Origin of the sequence: Rhodoferax ferrireducens T118 (assembly GCF_000013605.1) — a bacterium.
Taxonomy (GTDB): domain Bacteria; phylum Pseudomonadota; class Gammaproteobacteria; order Burkholderiales; family Burkholderiaceae_C; genus Rhodoferax; species Rhodoferax ferrireducens.
The window spans coordinates 3142301-3157223 of record NC_007908.1; the positions used below are offsets into that span (position 1 = coordinate 3142301).

Below are 14923 nucleotides of genomic sequence, written 5' to 3' on the forward strand. Positions count from 1 at the left end.
AAGTCATGTGTTTCAGAGTCCAGCAACCCGGACCGGGCGCGACGCCATGGTCCGCGGGCTCTATTTTGCGGTTGTGGGCTCATGCCGCATCATAAGAAAATACCAAAAACTGTCGGTGATGGGGGTATTTCAAAGAACGCCTGCCACAAGGCGTCGGCGTTTGAGTCAGCCTTCCACCGCGCCGCTAACGGGCGCCGCGAATCAAACGCGACTTAAGCTATATTATTTATAGCAATAAATGCATGATTGACGGGGGCTGCAGGCCAGTTTTATATAAACCAGCACAGCGACAGCCCCCTCCGGCACAAACGCGGTTTAACTGAACACGCCGCCGTACTGCTTGCGCAAATCGCCCTTCTGCACTTTGCCGGTACCGCCGACCGGCAGTGCGTCGAGAAAAACGACATCATCCGGCACCCACCACTTGGCCACGCGCTCGGTGAGAAACGCCAGAATTTCTTCGCGTTCCACCGCCTTGCCCGGCTTGCGCACGATGAACAGCAACGGGCGTTCATCCCACTTGGGGTGTTTGACGCCGATGACGGCCGCCATCGCCACTGCCGGGTGGCCCATCGCGGCGCTTTCCAGATCAATCGAACTGATCCACTCGCCACCGGTCTTGATCACGTCTTTGGCGCGGTCGCGGATCTGCATGACGCCGTGGGCGTCGATGGTGGCAATGTCGCCAGTGGGGAACCAGCCATCGACCAGCGGTGAGCGATCCCCCTTGTAATAGCCGGTCACGATCCACTGTCCGCGCACCATCAGTTCGCCTTGCGACACGCCGTCGCGCGGCAAGGTGGCACCGGCCTCATCCACGATCTTGATCTCGGCGCCAAACACCGACTTGCCCTGGCGGGCTATTGTCGCGTGCTGCTGCGCCGGGCTCAGCTCCAGGTCCCTGGGTGTCAGGCAACTCATGGTGGTGGCGGCCGTGGTCTCGGTCATGCCCCAGCCGTGGCGCACCTCGACGCCGTAGTCGTCGGCAAATTTGGCAATCAAGGACGCGGGCATGGCCGAGCCGCCCACCGCCGTGCGGCGCATGCTGGAAAAGCGCAGGCCGTGTTGCTCCACATGCTGCATCAGACCGAGCCAGATGGTGGGCACACCGGCGCTCACCGTCACGCGCTCGGTTTCCATCAGTTCATACAGGCTGGCGCCGTCCAGACGCGGGCCGGGCAAGACCAGCCGCGAGCCGCCGATCGGCGCGGCGTAGGGAATGCACCAGGCATTGATGTGAAACATGGGCACCACCGGCAGCACCGTGTCTCGGGGCGAGAGCGACAGAATGCCGGGCAGGCAGCCCGACATGGCGTTGAGCACAATCGCGCGGTGCGAGTACAACGCGCCCTTGGGGTTGCCGGTGGTGCCCGAGGTGTAGCACAGGGCGGCGCCGGTGCGCTCGTCAAATTGCGGCCAGTCAAACTGCTCGCTGTGCGGGGCAATCAGCTCCTCGTAGCACAGCACATTGCTCACCCCCTCAACCGCTGCCATGTTGGCCACGTCGCTCAGGCAAACCCAGGCTTTGACTTTGGGGCAGTGCGCGGCGATCCCTTTGACCAGGGGCGCAAAAGTGGCGTCAAACAACATCACCGCGTCTTCGGCGTGGTTGATGATGTAGATGAGCTGCTGGGCCTGCAGGCGCGGGTTGCAGGTGTGCATCACCATGCCGCTGCCGGAGACCGCAAAGTAGGCCTCCAGATGGCGGTGGTTGTTCCAGGCGATGGAGCCGACCGCGCTGCCGGCTTCCAGTCCCAGACTCTTGAGGGCATGGGCCAGTTTGCGCGAACGCGCGGCGCACTGGGCATAGGTGTAGCGAAACAGCGGTCCGTGCGTTTCACGCGAGACAACCTCGACGTCGCCAAACTGGGCCGCGCCATGTTCGATGACATCAGAAATAAGAAGGGGGCGGTCCATCATGAGGCCGGGTTGAAGCATGGTCAATATCTCCTGATTAAAGCTTGAGGGTGGCCAAAAACGACTCGATCGCCGGATTGACTGCTTGCGGGTGGGTGAGGTTTGAGGCGTGTCCGGCTCCCGGCACCACGATGAGCCGGGCGTTGGGCATGGCATCGGCCATGGCCTTGGCGCGCGGGAGCTCGATCGCACGGTCACTGCCGCCGTGGAGTACCAGCGTGGGAACAGCAATGCGCCCGATCTGATCGCTGATGTCATCGCGGGTGCCCAGCGTCTGAAAACTCTGCAACAAATCGGCGGGTGCGGTCTTTTTCCATTTTTCGCGCCACACGGCTGCACCCGGCCACTGCTCACCCAGGATGACGGTTTCGATGGTCGTGGCGGTCTGGTCCGAGAGGCCGTTGACGGCCCAGTCCTGGAGCATGGCTTGGTAGGCGGGCATTTTGGCCGGGTCTTCCGTCTTGGCCTGCGTGTCGATCAGGACCAGCGCACGCACGATTTCCGGATGCGTCAGCGCGCAGCGCAGCGACAGGTAGCCGCCTTGTGACATGCCGACCAGCACGGCCTGCCCGACACCCAGATGTGCCAGCAAAGCGGCCAGGTCATTCGCGGAGTCGTAGTAGCTGAAAGGGGCGCAGGCTCCGGTGGCGGTTTGGCCGTGTGCGCGCTCATCCCACACGATGCAGCGGTAGCGGGACTTGAGCGCGGCCACCTGCGGTGCAAACATGCTGCTGTCCATCAGCAAGCCATGGGAAAAGATGAGGGCCGGGCCAGCGCCGCCGCTGTCCTCGAAGTAAAGGTTCTGGCCATTGACCTGGGCGTAAGGCATGAAGTCTCCTGTTTTATTGTTCAAAGATGGTGCCGCGGGCATCCTATGACGCCCGGATTTTCCGGTCAACCCGGTCCGGTAACGTCAGCGACAAAAGGGAGACAACGCCATGATTGATTCGGCCGGCCAGCCCTGAAGAACCTAGCCGCCGCCGCGCTGCATGTACAGGTCGAAGCGCTTCATGAAGGTGTAACGCCGGGCCTCATCGAGCCCGGCAAAACGGAAGCTGACCTGCAACACCGGGATGCTGACCAGGCCGATCACACGCGGTGCGGCCACCTGCCATTTCAGACCCAGCGCGCCGTCACCGATGCGCACGCCAGCGGATTTGGCCTGCAGTTTCCAGTGATGGTCGCCAATGGCCCGGGGCAGCCACATCAGCCACTCGGCCTCGGTACAGCCCATTTCGCGCTCAAATATTTCGGCGTAAAACGATTGCATTTTGATAGCGACTTGCGCTCATGGTTCGGGGGCTAGAGGCCAATTTTCTATATAAAAATCAGCCACCGGCAATCGGTGGCCAGATGGCCAGCACATCGCCCTCGGCCAGGGTTTGGTTCGCGCGTTTGTCTGGCGCGATGTAAGTGCCATTGACCAGCACCAGGTGCACCTGCTTCGCCGGCAGCTGATACTGGTCGACCAGCTGGCCAATGGTGGTCTCCCGCGCAATGTCCAGCGCCACGAAGTTGGTGTACTTGGCCTCTGCAGGCAGATAGTCGGTCAGCGACGCAAACAACTTGAGGGTAATCTTCATGCCCTGTCACCTGTCCGCTTAGCGCTTGCGCGCATCGGCACCCGACCAGTCGCCCTGCCCCAGCGCCGAGGCTTGGTAGGCTTCCACCAGGCGGGTGGGGTCTTGCATCAGCTTGTCTTTCCAGGCCCCCAGCTTGATCTGGCCTTCAACCAGGCCGCGCATCACGCCGATGTGCTCGGTCCAGCCAACCGCGTTGCAGCCCACCATCACATCATCCTGAAAACGCAGGCTCAGGTGGCGGCCGGAGGCCTTGTCGGTCAGCTCCACATGGTCGCAGCCCGGCGTACCCTGCCAGTCGCCAAAGCTGGCCGAGATCAGGCCCAGGGTGTCGAGCACGTTGATTTGCGTCACGCCACTGAGGTCGGCCTGCGCCGGCCTGCCCTGCGCGAACGCGACCATGTTGGCGGCAGCGATGCGCGCCTGCTCGGCGGCGTTGGGCTGGATGGCGCTGACCATGGTCTTGCCGCTGACCTTGTCAAAGGCCTCGGCGCAGTCGCCTGCAGCAAAAACGCCGGGCACATTGGTTTGCAGGTGTTCATCGGTCAACACCCCCAGCAGACAGGTAATGCCGGAATGTTCCAGAAAACCAATCGCCGGGCGCACCCCTGCGGCGCTGATGACCAGATCGGCCTGCATGGTGGTGCCATTGGACAGCTTCACGTTCAAAGGGGTGCCGGGTTCAATCGACTCGACCCGGGTGCCGGTAAAGACCTCAACTCCCTTGGACTCGCACCAGTCGCGGATCATGCCGCCCGCCGTCGGGCCCATCATGCGCGGCACCATGCGGTCGCCCATTTCAACCACGCTCAGGTGTACACCGCGCGCCGTCAGCGCTTCCATGATGATGCAGCCGATAAAACCAGCGCCGAGTTGCAGCACGCGCGCACCCGGCTTGGCCCGCAGGCAAATAGCACGTGCATCAGCCAGCGTCCAGCAGGTGTGAACCCCTTCGGACTGGATGCCAGGAATGGGCGGGCTCACCGGATGCGAGCCGGTGGCGATCAACAAGGTGTCATAACTGAGCGTTTCACCACTCGTAAACGCTATTGTTTTTGTAGCTGACTGTACAGACTGCACGCGGGCCTGAAGCACTTTTATCTTCAAGTCTTCAAAATGTGTCGGACTTTTGCGCAGATAAGTGCCACGTTCGTCGATATTGCCCATCAACAGGTAGGGAATGGCCATGCGCGAGTAAGACGGCTCCGGCTCATCACCGATCACCGTGATGCTGTCCTGGGCACTGAGCTTGCGAATGGTTTCAGCGGCAATGACACCGGCCGGGCCGGCGCCGAGGATGACGTGATGGGTCATGAGATTCTCCAGAAAAAAACGGCTCTTTGCAGAGCCGTCATGTTAGGTGGCAGGGACGACGTTTACAAGCTCAGGCGTTCCCGTGTGGCGGCCGTTGGGCGCCCCTCAGTATCCCAGCCACGCGCTTCATAGTAAAGCGGCAGCATGGTGGCCAACTCATTGAACTTGCCTTTCGCCGGACCGGTCTTGCAGGCACCCTCAACGCTGGTCAAACGCGGTGGCAGGCTGTCGTCGGCTTTGGTGAAGCCGGCACGGTTGTTGAACTCGCGCTCCATGTTCCAGATGCGTTCACCAATTTTTGCCAGCTCTTCAATGGTGTACTGCTCACCGCAGGCACCCTGCATTTGCGGTGACAGGTCTTGCAGGCCCCAGGCAAAGGTGGTGAAGATGCACACGCCAGCCGAGTCAAACGCAGCGGTGGCATCCTGGAAGGCCTTGACCAGCTCGGGCTTGCCTTTGGATTCGAGCGGATCGGTCTTGACCGGGATCCCCAGAACTTCTGATGCGATGGTGTAGCCGCGCAAGTGGCAGCCACCGCGGTTGCTGGTGGCATACGCCAGGCCAATACCCTGGATGGCACGGCTGTCATAGGCCGGGAACTCCTGACCCTTGCTGCTCATGCTGAGTTCCGGGTGACCATACTTGGCCGTCAGGCGTTTGGAACCCATGGCAATTTCCTTGCCAAAACCACGGCCGTTGACCGTTTCTTCGGCCAGGAAGGCCACCGCACGGGCGGAGCCAAAGGGTGCTTCAATGCCGAGCTGTTCTTTGGTGAGTATCCCCATGCCGTAGAGCTCCATCACCGCACCAATCGTTGCGCCAAAGGTGATGGGGTCAATGCCTTCTTCGTTGCACAGCAAGTTGACGTATTGCAGAGCTTCCAGGTCATTCACACCATTGGCAGCACCCAGCGCCCAGGCGGCCTCGTATTCCAGACCACCGTTGGCACCGCGGTATTGAGGCTTGTTCTCGATGGTGAAGTGGCCTTCATCCATCTTGCTGATGCGCCCGCAGGCAATGGTGCAGCCAAAACAGGCCTGGTTGGTCACCAACTGCTTTTTGCCATCCGTTTTGCGCGGTGTTGCCATGGCCTCCGCACCAATGTCCTTGGCACCTTCGAACTGCACTTCCTGGTGATTGCGGGTAGGCAAAGCACCAATTTCGTTGATCACACTCATCAGCACCTGGGTGCCCATGGCGGGCAGGCCGGTGCCGGTGACGCCGTTTTCGGCCAGGATTTTTTTGGCGGCTTTGGTCGCTGCCATGAAAGCTTTCGGGTCACGGATGTTGCCCACGCCTTTGGTACCGCGCACGGCAATCGCCTTGAGGTTTTTGCTGCCCATGACCGCGCCGACGCCGGAGCGACCGGCAGCACGGTGCAAGTCGTTGACCACGGCGGCAAACAGCACGCCGTTTTCTCCGGCCTTGCCAATGGAGGACACGCGAGTCAGCGGGTCTTGCAGGCCCTTCTTGATGATTTCTTCAGTTTCCCAGACGCTCTTGCCCCACAGGTGGGAGGCATCACGCAGCTCGGCCAGGTCGTCATTGACGTACAAAAAGACGGGTTTGGCGCTCTTGCCTTCAAAAATGACCATGTCCCAGCCAGCCATCTTGAATTCGGCACCCCAGTAGCCGCCCGAGTTGGAGCAGGCAATGGCGCCAGTCAGCGGACCTTTGGTGATCACCGTGTAGCGGCCTCCGGTGGAGGCCATGGTGCCGGTCAGCGGGCCGGTGGCCCAGATGATCTTGTTGTCGGCAGAAAGTGGGTCAACCGTGGCATCCACTTCCTCGACCAGGTACTTGGTGCCCAGGCCGCGTGAACCGATGTAGGCCTGTGCCCATTCCATGTTGAGGGGTTCAGACTTGACGGTGCCCGCGGTCAAGTTAACGCGGAGGATTTTTCCAGCCCATGACATGATGCGTGCTCCTTAAGCGGCGGTGGGTTGATTGCCAAGCTTGTCGGCCCATTGAGCCATCTTGCCCAAGCCGGTCCAGTTGGCGTCAATGAAGGTGATGGCGCCGGTAGGGCAAGCGTCAGCACAGGCCGGCTCGCCGCCGCACAAGTCGCATTTCTGCACTTTGCCGGTCTCCTGCACATAGTTGATGGTGCCAAACGGGCAGGCAATGGTGCAGACCTTGCAGCCAACGCAGGTGGTCTCGTTCACCACCTTGGCGCCGGTCAGCTTGTCCACCGTAATGGCCTCGACCGGGCAGGCATGCAGGCACCACGCCTCATCGCATTGCGTGCAGGTGTAGGGCACTTTCTTGCCGGTGTGGTGAAAGTCAAAAACCTTGATTCGGGATTTGGCGGTGGCGAAAGTGCCGTAATTGTCAAAAGCACAAGCCATTTCGCACTGCAGACAACCGGTGCACTTGTCTGCGTTGATGTGCAACACCTTTTGCATGTGTGTCTCCTTGGGGTAACGGCACGCCTGATGCAATGCCTTGCCTATGAAATGAAATACATAGCCATTGTTAGGCGTCCGGGGCACTTGATACCTAGGGAAAACCCTAACTCGTCATGCTGAATATCACGAAATTCTCAAATTGCAACAGGGGAGACGGCGAAGGCGCGCGACCCGATGACCGGCCCTTTGAAAATTAAAAAGAAACGCCACCGCAAGGAGGACCCCCGCGGTGGCGTTTGAGTTACGTGAAAAGAAATTACGGCAGTTTCACAGCCTCAATGTCAGCCTTGGCGCCGATACCCAAGGTTTTGACAAACGAAACCTGATGCCCACGGGTGGTGATGTTGTCGTCATGAATGGCAAAGCCCACGTTGTACACGCTGCCAGCCTTCAAAGACTTGTCATCCGCATTGGTCAAGCCCAGCGGGCGCACCAGCACCACAGTCCACTTTCCATCCTTCCAGGAGGCAATGGCGTTGTTGTCGGCCGCCGAGCCCTTGGCGTCTTCACGGCTGACGACATAGTCAGGAATCATGTCGCCCTCTTTCCAACCAGCAGTCGGGTCAAACGGCACGGCATTTTGCTCGCGGATCAGGAAATGATCACCCTTGCGCAACTGGTCGGCCGTGATCGATTTGTAACCGACTTTCTTTGCGTCCCACATGAACTTGGGCTCGTGGGTTTTGGCGTCCGCATTGCCGCCAAACATGTCTTTGCCGGCATCGCTCAAGCGCCACTCCATCACATAACCATCGTCGGCCATGCCGACGGCGTGGCTGCGGTGGGCACGCCACTGGATCAGGTCGACAAATTTGCCTTCGCCCTTGAGCTTGGCAAGTTCTTCCACCGTTTTGCCGGTTTTCCAGTCGAGCGGGTCGGTGCGGCTATCGGGCAGATATTTGCGTACATCGCCCTTCTTGATGGCAGTCAACATCGGATTGGCGGCGACTTCTTCCTTGGTGAACTGCTTGGGCATGTCACGTTGGCCATCATGGCAGGTCAACCAGCAGCCCTGCTGGGCAAAACCAGCCACCTTGCCGTCGTCAATGATGATCGACATGCGGTCTTCGTAGATGCCAGGCTGTTTGCCGTCCTGCACCACTTTGTCCAGTTTCGGGAAACCCCAAACCTTCCACTCCTTGCCGTCAAAACGCAGGTACTGGTGCTCGGTGCCTGGAAAGGGTTGGTCTGTCTTCCATTCGTAGCGCAGGTAAAGATTCTTGGCGTCATAGGCGGCTTGCACACTCAGGTCTTTGTAGCCACTTTTCCCGGCAACCGGCACGGGCTCCAAGGGACCGGCCTTGACCAGCTTGGTACCCAAGTCCTTTTCAGCGTCAGCTTCGTCATGACAATAGGCGCAAGCGGTACCGAGCGCGACTTTTCGAGCGCCACCATGGGCCTTGCTGCGCAACCATTCATAGGAAGACTGTCCTGGGTAAAACAGCGTGATGTTGGCCGTCGGGACCTTGGCCCAGTCAATGTTGGCCGGATCGGCCGCAGATACCGGTACTGATACCGTCAACAGCATGGCTGCGCTGAATGCGACGGGTATTAATTTCAGGTTTTTCATTCCAAATCCTTTTTGCTTATCTCTAAATCATCAAAAAAATACAGAGCAAACCTGCGGCAGACCACGGGGTTGCTCTGTATTGACTTTCTTCCTTTTGTGCCAGATCTGGCACACCGGGCAATCCGCTGCACACGGCAGCCTGAAGCGCCCGATTTGAATCGGGCTTCGGCCGGTGATCGTTTACTTCGGCACGTCACCCGGTTCTGACTTGACCGTGTAGTCGATGCCGATATCAGCCGGTGCCTTCATCTTGACGACCTTGATAAAGGGGTAGTCCATCTTCTTGTGGCAGCTGTTGCAATCGTCGATCACCTTGGTGTAAGCCGCTTCAAACCCATTCAAGTCCTTCGCCTGAATTGTCTTGTCCACCGCCGCAAATTTTCCTTCGTAAAAACTCTTCCATGTCTTGTATTCCTCTGCCTTTGTCAACTTGGCCGGATTCATGGCGCCGTTCATGTACTTCGACATGTAGGCGGCGAGCGCCCAGTTGCCGTCTTTCGCGGCAAAGTACATGTTCTGAAAGCGATCACCGACTTCGCGCATGGGAACGGCGAATTTTGGTATTGCACCCTTGATCGCATCGAGTTGCGCTTGCGTGTCAGCATCGGTGGCGGCAAACGCCCCACCCGTGATCGCGAGCATGACGCCCGCCAGCAAGAGTTTGCTTTTCTTCGTCGACATACATTTCCTTTTGAGTACGTGTTGATGAATACCGTCCATCACGGACGTTTAACGCTACAACAAAAAGCCATTTCACAGAGGAGTCCAAATGACTGGGTATTGGTAGAGTTGGTTTCACAAACGCATATGTCATGCCAAGGTGAATTGGATTCGAGAAACAAGGGATTTTGGTGGATCTGAGAGAAACACTCGACCCCAGACTGTCACCAAATATTGACAGCTGTCACTAATCAATGACAAAACCCCAGCGTTTCATCCGCACATAAAGATTCTGGCGCGGAATGCCGCTGCAACGGGCCGCCTCCGACATATTGCCGCCGGCCGCTTCAAGCAGACGCCGCATATAGTCGCGCTCAAACTCGGTCCGTGCCTCCTGGTAAGCGAGTGTTGGCAAGGCTGTGGTCTTGTCCTGCGGGTCAAGCTCGGGCAGGAAATCGCAGGTCGGACTGAGGTGACTCGCGTCAATGACGCCGCCGGGTTGAAGCGCAACGACACGTTCAATGCAATGCTGCAATTCGCGCACGTTGCCGGGCCAGCGGCAGGCCTCCAAAGCGCGGACTGCTGCCGGTGTGAAGGGGCCGCAATCCTTGCCAAACTTGGTGTTGTAGCGATCCAGAAAGTGCACCGCCAGGCGGACGATGTCGTCGCCACGCTCACGCAGCGGCGGCAGGTTGAGCGCGACCACGTTGATGCGGTAGTAGAGATCCTCGCGGAAGCGTCCTGCCTTGACCTCGCCGGCGAGCGGACGATTGGTGGCGCAGATCAGGCGAAAATCCGTCTTGCGCGGGTTGGTGCTGCCGATGCGGCAGAAGCTGCGGTCCTGCAGCACGCGCAACAGGCTGCTCTGCAATTTGGGGCTCATGTCAGCAATCTCGTCGAGGAACAGATTGCCACCATGCGCTTTCTCGAAGTAACCGGGATTGGCCTGGGCCGCGCCGGTAAAGGCGCCTTTTTCATAGCCAAAGAGCAGGCTTTCCAACAAGGACTCCGGCAGGCCGCCGCAGTTGACTTCGAGATAGGGCTTGGAGGAACGCAGACTCCAGGCGTGGATCAGTTTGGCGATAACGTCCTTGCCGGTGCCGCTTTCACCTTCGAGCAGCACGGTGGTGTCCAGTGCGGCAACCTCACGAACCTGACCCAGCAGCCGCTCCATGGGCGGCGACTGGCCGATGATGTCGGGCGCACCCGATTCAACAGCCAGGCGGGTGCGCAAGCTGTCAATTTCCCGGTAGGCGCGATCGAGCTCAAGCGCCTTGCCGATCACCGCTTCCAGCGCCTCCAGATCCTCGAACGGCTTGGTCAGGTAGTCAAACAAACCTTCGCGCACGGCGGCCACCGCGTCGCGCACGTCAGCATGGCCCGTGATCAGAATGGCCACCAGTTTGGGACGTTGCAAGCGGAATTCGCGCAGCAGGTCGAGCCCTTTGACTTGGGGCAGGCGCTGATCCATCAGCACCAGATTGAAGTCAATCGCGGCAAATAATTCCCGCGCAAGCTCGCCGCTCTCGGCCAGATGCACTTCAGCGCTCTTGCGCATCAGTTGCTCAATCAGCGTGCGGGTGTAGCGGTCGTCGTCAACGACCAATATTTTAGGCAGCATGTTCAAGCTGATCCGATGTGTTGTCTTTCCATAACTTATGGTCTTCCGGCAACCAGATTGCAAATTGCGTGCCACCACCAGGCTGCCCGCTGGCGCTGACATACCCGCCGTGCAGCAGCGCCACGTGTTGGACGACCGGCAGACCCAAGCCGGTGCCGTCACGGCGGGTCGTAAAGAAAGGCAAAAATATCTTCTCCAGGATGTCCGGGGCAATACCCCGGCCTTGGTCGGTCACCGAGAGCCGCCATCCCGGCGCGCCACTGTCCGGATGCACGGCCCGGTCAAGCGCAATGACAATCGCACCGTCTCCGACGGTGGCTTGAGCCGCATTGAGCAGAAGATTGAAAAGCGCGTGCCGGATCAGGATCGGATCCACCGTGAGGACCACCGCCTGCGCGGGCAAGCGCAGTTCCACCGGCAACTGTCGGCGCTCAGTCTGACGAAACAGCAGCACCGTCTCCTCGATCACCTGCGCCATCGACGTGGGGCGGATCTCACAACTTGACACCTTGGCAAAGCGCAACATGGACTGAATCAGCGCATGGCAGTCCGCACCTGCGCGATGAATCTCGGTCAGCAGCTCACGCGTGCGCTGGGGGTCATCCGCCTCTCGCTTGGCCAGTTGCGCCAAGTTGACCACTCCCACCAGCGGGTTGTTGAGTTGGTGCGCAATCTCGCCCACCATCGTGCCCAAGGCCGATAGCTTTTCAATTTGCAACATGCGCTGGTGTTCGCTGCCCACGCGCAGCAACTGGTGCTCCAGATCGTGCTGGCGCTGGTAGTCACGCTCGACCCGGTCCAGGGCAAAGTAGAACGATCCCAACACACCAACACCGGCCGCCAAGCTCAACAAGGTCGCCGCCAGGATCGACATCTGAAAGGTCTTCTGCAGCCCGGAAATGTCGAGCATCACCACCAGGTCGCTGATGCGGCGCCCGCCGGCATCCGCCATCGGCAACATGGCCAGGTGCAATATCCGCTGGCCGTCTTCGAACACCGCGGTACGCCCCGCTCGCAGGCTGGCTAGAACGCCGTCGTTCAGGGCGGCAGGCACTTGACTGGCTGTCTGTGCCACCAGCACCTGGGCGCCAAACCGGTCCCAACTCCCTTGGCGATTGAACAATGCCAAGCCATGCTGCCATTGTTGGGGCAGGATCAGATCCTTGTCCACCATCACCAGCAAGTCGACCGACAGGCTGTCGCGGATTTCGTCCACCAGATAGCCAACCTCTTCGCCAATCTCGAGGTAGCCCAGCAGGCGGTCCTGGCTGCGCCATGGCACGACCAGCCGCAAGGTCAGCGTCCCGAGCGGCCCCAGCTCAATGCCATGCACGGCAATACCCTGGTCCCGCGCCTTGATCGAGGTTTCCCGGTCAATCAGATCACCAAACTGGCCAGGGCTATGCAGGCGCAGCACGTTGACCAGATCAGGACCGTTGAAGTAGAGGTGCGTGATGCGATGGTCAGCGCGCAAGGTTTCAAACAGAGGTCCCGCTTCGCGCACCAGCGCGTCGCGGTCACGGCTGGCGAAAGCCGCCTCGATGGCGCGATTGCCCATCATCGTGCGCAGCACAGCCTGCATCAGACTTGTATCCTTGCTGAGCTTTTGGTCCACCAATTTCGCCACAGCCGCCACGCGGGCAGCCAGCGCCCGGTCGCGAACCTGCACCTGCAGGTAATAGGCGGTCGCCACGAATGCTGCCAGAATAAAGGTGAGCACGATCGCGAACGGCCAGATGAAGGTGGCCTTGACCCGTCGGGGTTTGGCGCTGAGAGCGATTGGTTTCACGGCTGAGAGTGTGCACGAATCTGGGTCAATTTCTGGACAAGGCCGCAAGAACGCGAAAATGCGATAGATTTGGCCACTTGCCGAAAACCATGAGTCACTCATCACACCCTGCTGTCGCCAGCCCCCGCACCACCAGCCCGGCCCTGCGCCTGGCAGGCATTGAGCAAGCCCGACGCACCGCGCTGCTGGAACACGCAACGCTGCCCGCTGGCTGGATTGCGCCCTGGATTGAACGCTCCTGGCAACGCTGCATCGACCTCGGGCTGCAACACCACGAGGCCGCCACATTCAGCCAGGTGTCCACACCGCAGATGCGCCGGACGCTGGAGGCCAGCCAGCAACTGGTGCAGACTGCCAAGCCGGTTTTGGAGCACCTCGCGCGTGCCATTGTCAATACCCGCTACTTCGCCATTCTGACCAACGCTTGTGGCGTGGTGGTCGATGCAAGCGGCGCTATTGACCACTCGGACCCACGTGCCCACCTGATCACACGGGTGGGCACCGATCTGTCCGAACGCAGCATTGGCACCACCGCCATTGGCACCGCCCTGACTGAACTTCAACCGGTCTGGCTGCACCGGGGTGAACATTTCTTTGAGACCACCTCGGTCTACAGTTGTGCCGGTGCGCCACTTTTTGGACCGGACGGCGCATGCGTGGGCATGCTGGATCTGACCGGCATTGACGCACAAGAGCGACCCGAGCTCAAGCACCTGGTCGTGCAGTCAGCCAGCAAAATTGAAAATGCATTGGTCACCGCGCAAGCCCACGCCTTGCTGCTGCGACTGAACTGGCCGGGCAACATCCTGGGCACGGATGCCGATGGCATCCTGTGCCTGGACGCAGACGGCTGGGTGACTGGGGCCAACCCGGTGGCGCGTCAGATGGTGCCCGGTCTGGCGATAGCGGGGGTGGTTGCCGTGCATATCAGCGAGATGTTTGGTATTCCCTATGAGCAACTTTTCGGTGCTGCCAAACGCCCCGGCAGCGCGCTTGAGCTGCCACTGTGGAGCGGACTGCGCCTGCAGGCGCAAGTCATCGCACGGGCCGACGAGACACACCCGCTGCAATCGAGCCCCGCCAGCGCGCCACCCCTGGCGCTGCGCGACGTCGAGGCCGCCATGATTCGCCAGGCGGTTGTCGACGCACGCGGCAGCGTCGGGCAAGCCGCCCGCGCTTTGGGCATCAGCCGCGCCACGGTGTACCGCAAGCTGGGACAAAAATCCACCTGACCGGGCGGGCTTGACGAGTCCTTAAACCCGCGCCAGCACCACCGCGTTTTCTTCCACACTGGCCGTCACCGCGCTGCCAGCGCGCAGGCGGCTGGGGTGATCCGAAAAGCCCACCAGTTGCAGTTCACCCGGCAAGCTCATCACCACTTCGTCGCGCACGCTGCCGCGCGATAAACGTGTCACTTTGCCTGCGATCAAGTTGACGTGTTCACGCGCGGGCGCAGCGCCTGCCATGATTCGCACTGCCGTCGCCTTGCACAGCGCCAACACCGCCAGACCTGGCTGCAAGCCGAGCAACTCGGCACTTTCACGGGTGATGGATGAGGTGATTTGCACGCTTGGCGGCAAAGCCAAAACAACGCGCACCATCGGGTCACCGGGTGTTGACATCGTCAATTGCATCACCCGGCACGGCAGGTTGTTGCGCATGCTGGTACGCAAGCCCGCACCTGGCAGCGCTTGCGCGGCGCCGCCGCTAAAACGCGCCAGCACGTCGCGCCGCGCCGCGTCCATCTGTCGCGCAGCATCGAGCAACTGCTCGCCTGCCGCCGTCAATTTGGCTCCGCCGCCACCCGCCCCGCCCACCGCCCGATCCACCAGTGCCACGCCGGCCAGATTGGTCAAGGTATGAACCGCCTGCCAGGCCGCTTTGTAGCTCACCCCGGCCTGGCGGGCTGCCTCCGAGATGGACCCGGTGCTCCCTATCAAGCGCAGGATGTCCATGCGTTTGTCGGCCGGCTCGTGGCCCAGAGCCTCGATAGAAAAAACGTCTTTGCGCATGCCCGGCATTGTGCTGCAAGCGTCTGGCGTCTGTCGCGGCGCGCAATTTCTA

The 14923-nt window shown here is 60.3% G+C and carries 13 protein-coding genes; 1 reads left to right on the forward strand and 12 read right to left on the reverse strand.

The annotated features are described in order from the left end of the window. Nucleotides 1-315: 315 nt before the first annotated feature. The 11 genes from RFER_RS14395 to RFER_RS14445 form a co-directional block, all read right to left on the reverse strand. Nucleotides 316-1938: a long-chain-fatty-acid--CoA ligase gene (locus tag RFER_RS14395; RefSeq protein WP_011465122.1), complete on the reverse strand. Its 1623-nt coding sequence runs from the start codon at nt 1936-1938 to the stop codon at nt 316-318. A 16-nt stretch (nt 1939-1954) separates the two neighbouring features. Next, nucleotides 1955-2746, reverse strand: coding sequence for an alpha/beta fold hydrolase (locus tag RFER_RS14400; protein WP_011465123.1), 792 nt, complete (start codon nt 2744-2746; stop codon nt 1955-1957). A gap of 141 nt (nt 2747-2887) precedes the next feature. After that, nucleotides 2888-3187 (reverse strand): hypothetical protein, encoded by a 300-nt coding sequence (locus tag RFER_RS14405; RefSeq protein WP_011465124.1) that lies wholly within the window; start codon nt 3185-3187, stop codon nt 2888-2890. A gap of 58 nt (nt 3188-3245) precedes the next feature. Continuing rightward, on the reverse strand, nt 3246-3500 hold the full coding sequence (locus RFER_RS14410) for a MoaD/ThiS family protein (RefSeq protein WP_011465125.1): 255 nt from the start codon (nt 3498-3500) through the stop codon (nt 3246-3248). 18 nt (nt 3501-3518) lie between these two features. After that, nucleotides 3519-4811, reverse strand: a complete 1293-nt coding sequence (locus RFER_RS14415) for an NAD(P)/FAD-dependent oxidoreductase (protein ID WP_011465126.1) — start codon at nt 4809-4811, stop codon at nt 3519-3521. Between the two features lie 62 nt (nt 4812-4873). Beyond that, entirely contained in the window at nt 4874-6727 is a 1854-nt protein-coding gene (locus tag RFER_RS14420; protein ID WP_011465127.1) for an aldehyde ferredoxin oxidoreductase family protein, read from the reverse strand. A gap of 12 nt (nt 6728-6739) precedes the next feature. Next, nucleotides 6740-7216 (reverse strand): 4Fe-4S dicluster domain-containing protein, encoded by a 477-nt coding sequence (locus RFER_RS14425; RefSeq protein WP_041790788.1) that lies wholly within the window; start codon nt 7214-7216, stop codon nt 6740-6742. A 259-nt stretch (nt 7217-7475) separates the two neighbouring features. Beyond that, complete coding sequence (locus tag RFER_RS14430) at nt 7476-8789, reverse strand: ethylbenzene dehydrogenase-related protein (protein WP_011465129.1); 1314 nt, start codon at nt 8787-8789, stop codon at nt 7476-7478. 180 nt (nt 8790-8969) lie between these two features. After that, nucleotides 8970-9470 (reverse strand): hypothetical protein, encoded by a 501-nt coding sequence (locus RFER_RS14435; protein WP_011465130.1) that lies wholly within the window; start codon nt 9468-9470, stop codon nt 8970-8972. A 226-nt stretch (nt 9471-9696) separates the two neighbouring features. After that, nucleotides 9697-11070 carry a sigma-54-dependent transcriptional regulator gene (locus RFER_RS14440; RefSeq protein WP_011465131.1) on the reverse strand — a complete coding sequence of 458 codons (1374 nt, stop codon included), beginning with the start codon at nt 11068-11070 and terminating at the stop codon, nt 9697-9699. After that, on the reverse strand, nt 11060-12859 hold the full coding sequence (locus RFER_RS14445; protein ID WP_011465132.1) for an ATP-binding protein: 1800 nt from the start codon (nt 12857-12859) through the stop codon (nt 11060-11062). Before RFER_RS14445 ends, RFER_RS14440 begins: the two co-directional genes overlap by 11 nt. A gap of 89 nt (nt 12860-12948) precedes the next feature. On the opposite strand from RFER_RS14445, the gene RFER_RS14450 reads away from it, so the two are divergent. Beyond that, nucleotides 12949-14091 (forward strand): helix-turn-helix domain-containing protein, encoded by a 1143-nt coding sequence (locus tag RFER_RS14450; protein ID WP_011465133.1) that lies wholly within the window; start codon nt 12949-12951, stop codon nt 14089-14091. Between the two features lie 21 nt (nt 14092-14112). On the opposite strand, the gene RFER_RS14455 is transcribed toward RFER_RS14450, so the two are convergent. Continuing rightward, a complete protein-coding gene (locus RFER_RS14455) occupies nt 14113-14880 on the reverse strand; it encodes a TOBE domain-containing protein (protein WP_011465134.1) in 768 nt (255 codons plus the stop codon). Nucleotides 14881-14923: the final 43 nt, after the last annotated feature.

Excerpts from the sequence above, each read along its gene's own strand:
- RFER_RS14395 (WP_011465122.1), bottom strand. The coding sequence starts at position 1,938 with ATGCTTCAACCCGGCCTCATGATGGACCGCCCCCTTCTTATTTCTGAT.
- RFER_RS14400 (WP_011465123.1), bottom strand. The coding sequence starts at position 2,746 with ATGCCTTACGCCCAGGTCAATGGCCAGAACCTTTACTTCGAGGACAGC.
- RFER_RS14405 (WP_011465124.1), bottom strand. The coding sequence starts at position 3,187 with ATGCAATCGTTTTACGCCGAAATATTTGAGCGCGAAATGGGCTGTACC.
- RFER_RS14410 (WP_011465125.1), bottom strand. The coding sequence starts at position 3,500 with ATGAAGATTACCCTCAAGTTGTTTGCGTCGCTGACCGACTATCTGCCT.
- RFER_RS14415 (WP_011465126.1), bottom strand. The coding sequence starts at position 4,811 with ATGACCCATCACGTCATCCTCGGCGCCGGCCCGGCCGGTGTCATTGCC.
- RFER_RS14420 (WP_011465127.1), bottom strand. The coding sequence starts at position 6,727 with ATGTCATGGGCTGGAAAAATCCTCCGCGTTAACTTGACCGCGGGCACC.
- RFER_RS14425 (WP_041790788.1), bottom strand. The coding sequence starts at position 7,216 with ATGCAAAAGGTGTTGCACATCAACGCAGACAAGTGCACCGGTTGTCTG.
- RFER_RS14430 (WP_011465129.1), bottom strand. The coding sequence starts at position 8,789 with ATGAAAAACCTGAAATTAATACCCGTCGCATTCAGCGCAGCCATGCTG.
- RFER_RS14435 (WP_011465130.1), bottom strand. The coding sequence starts at position 9,470 with ATGTCGACGAAGAAAAGCAAACTCTTGCTGGCGGGCGTCATGCTCGCG.
- RFER_RS14440 (WP_011465131.1), bottom strand. The coding sequence starts at position 11,070 with ATGCTGCCTAAAATATTGGTCGTTGACGACGACCGCTACACCCGCACG.
- RFER_RS14450 (WP_011465133.1), top strand. The coding sequence starts at position 12,949 with ATGAGTCACTCATCACACCCTGCTGTCGCCAGCCCCCGCACCACCAGC.
- RFER_RS14455 (WP_011465134.1), bottom strand. The coding sequence starts at position 14,880 with ATGCCGGGCATGCGCAAAGACGTTTTTTCTATCGAGGCTCTGGGCCAC.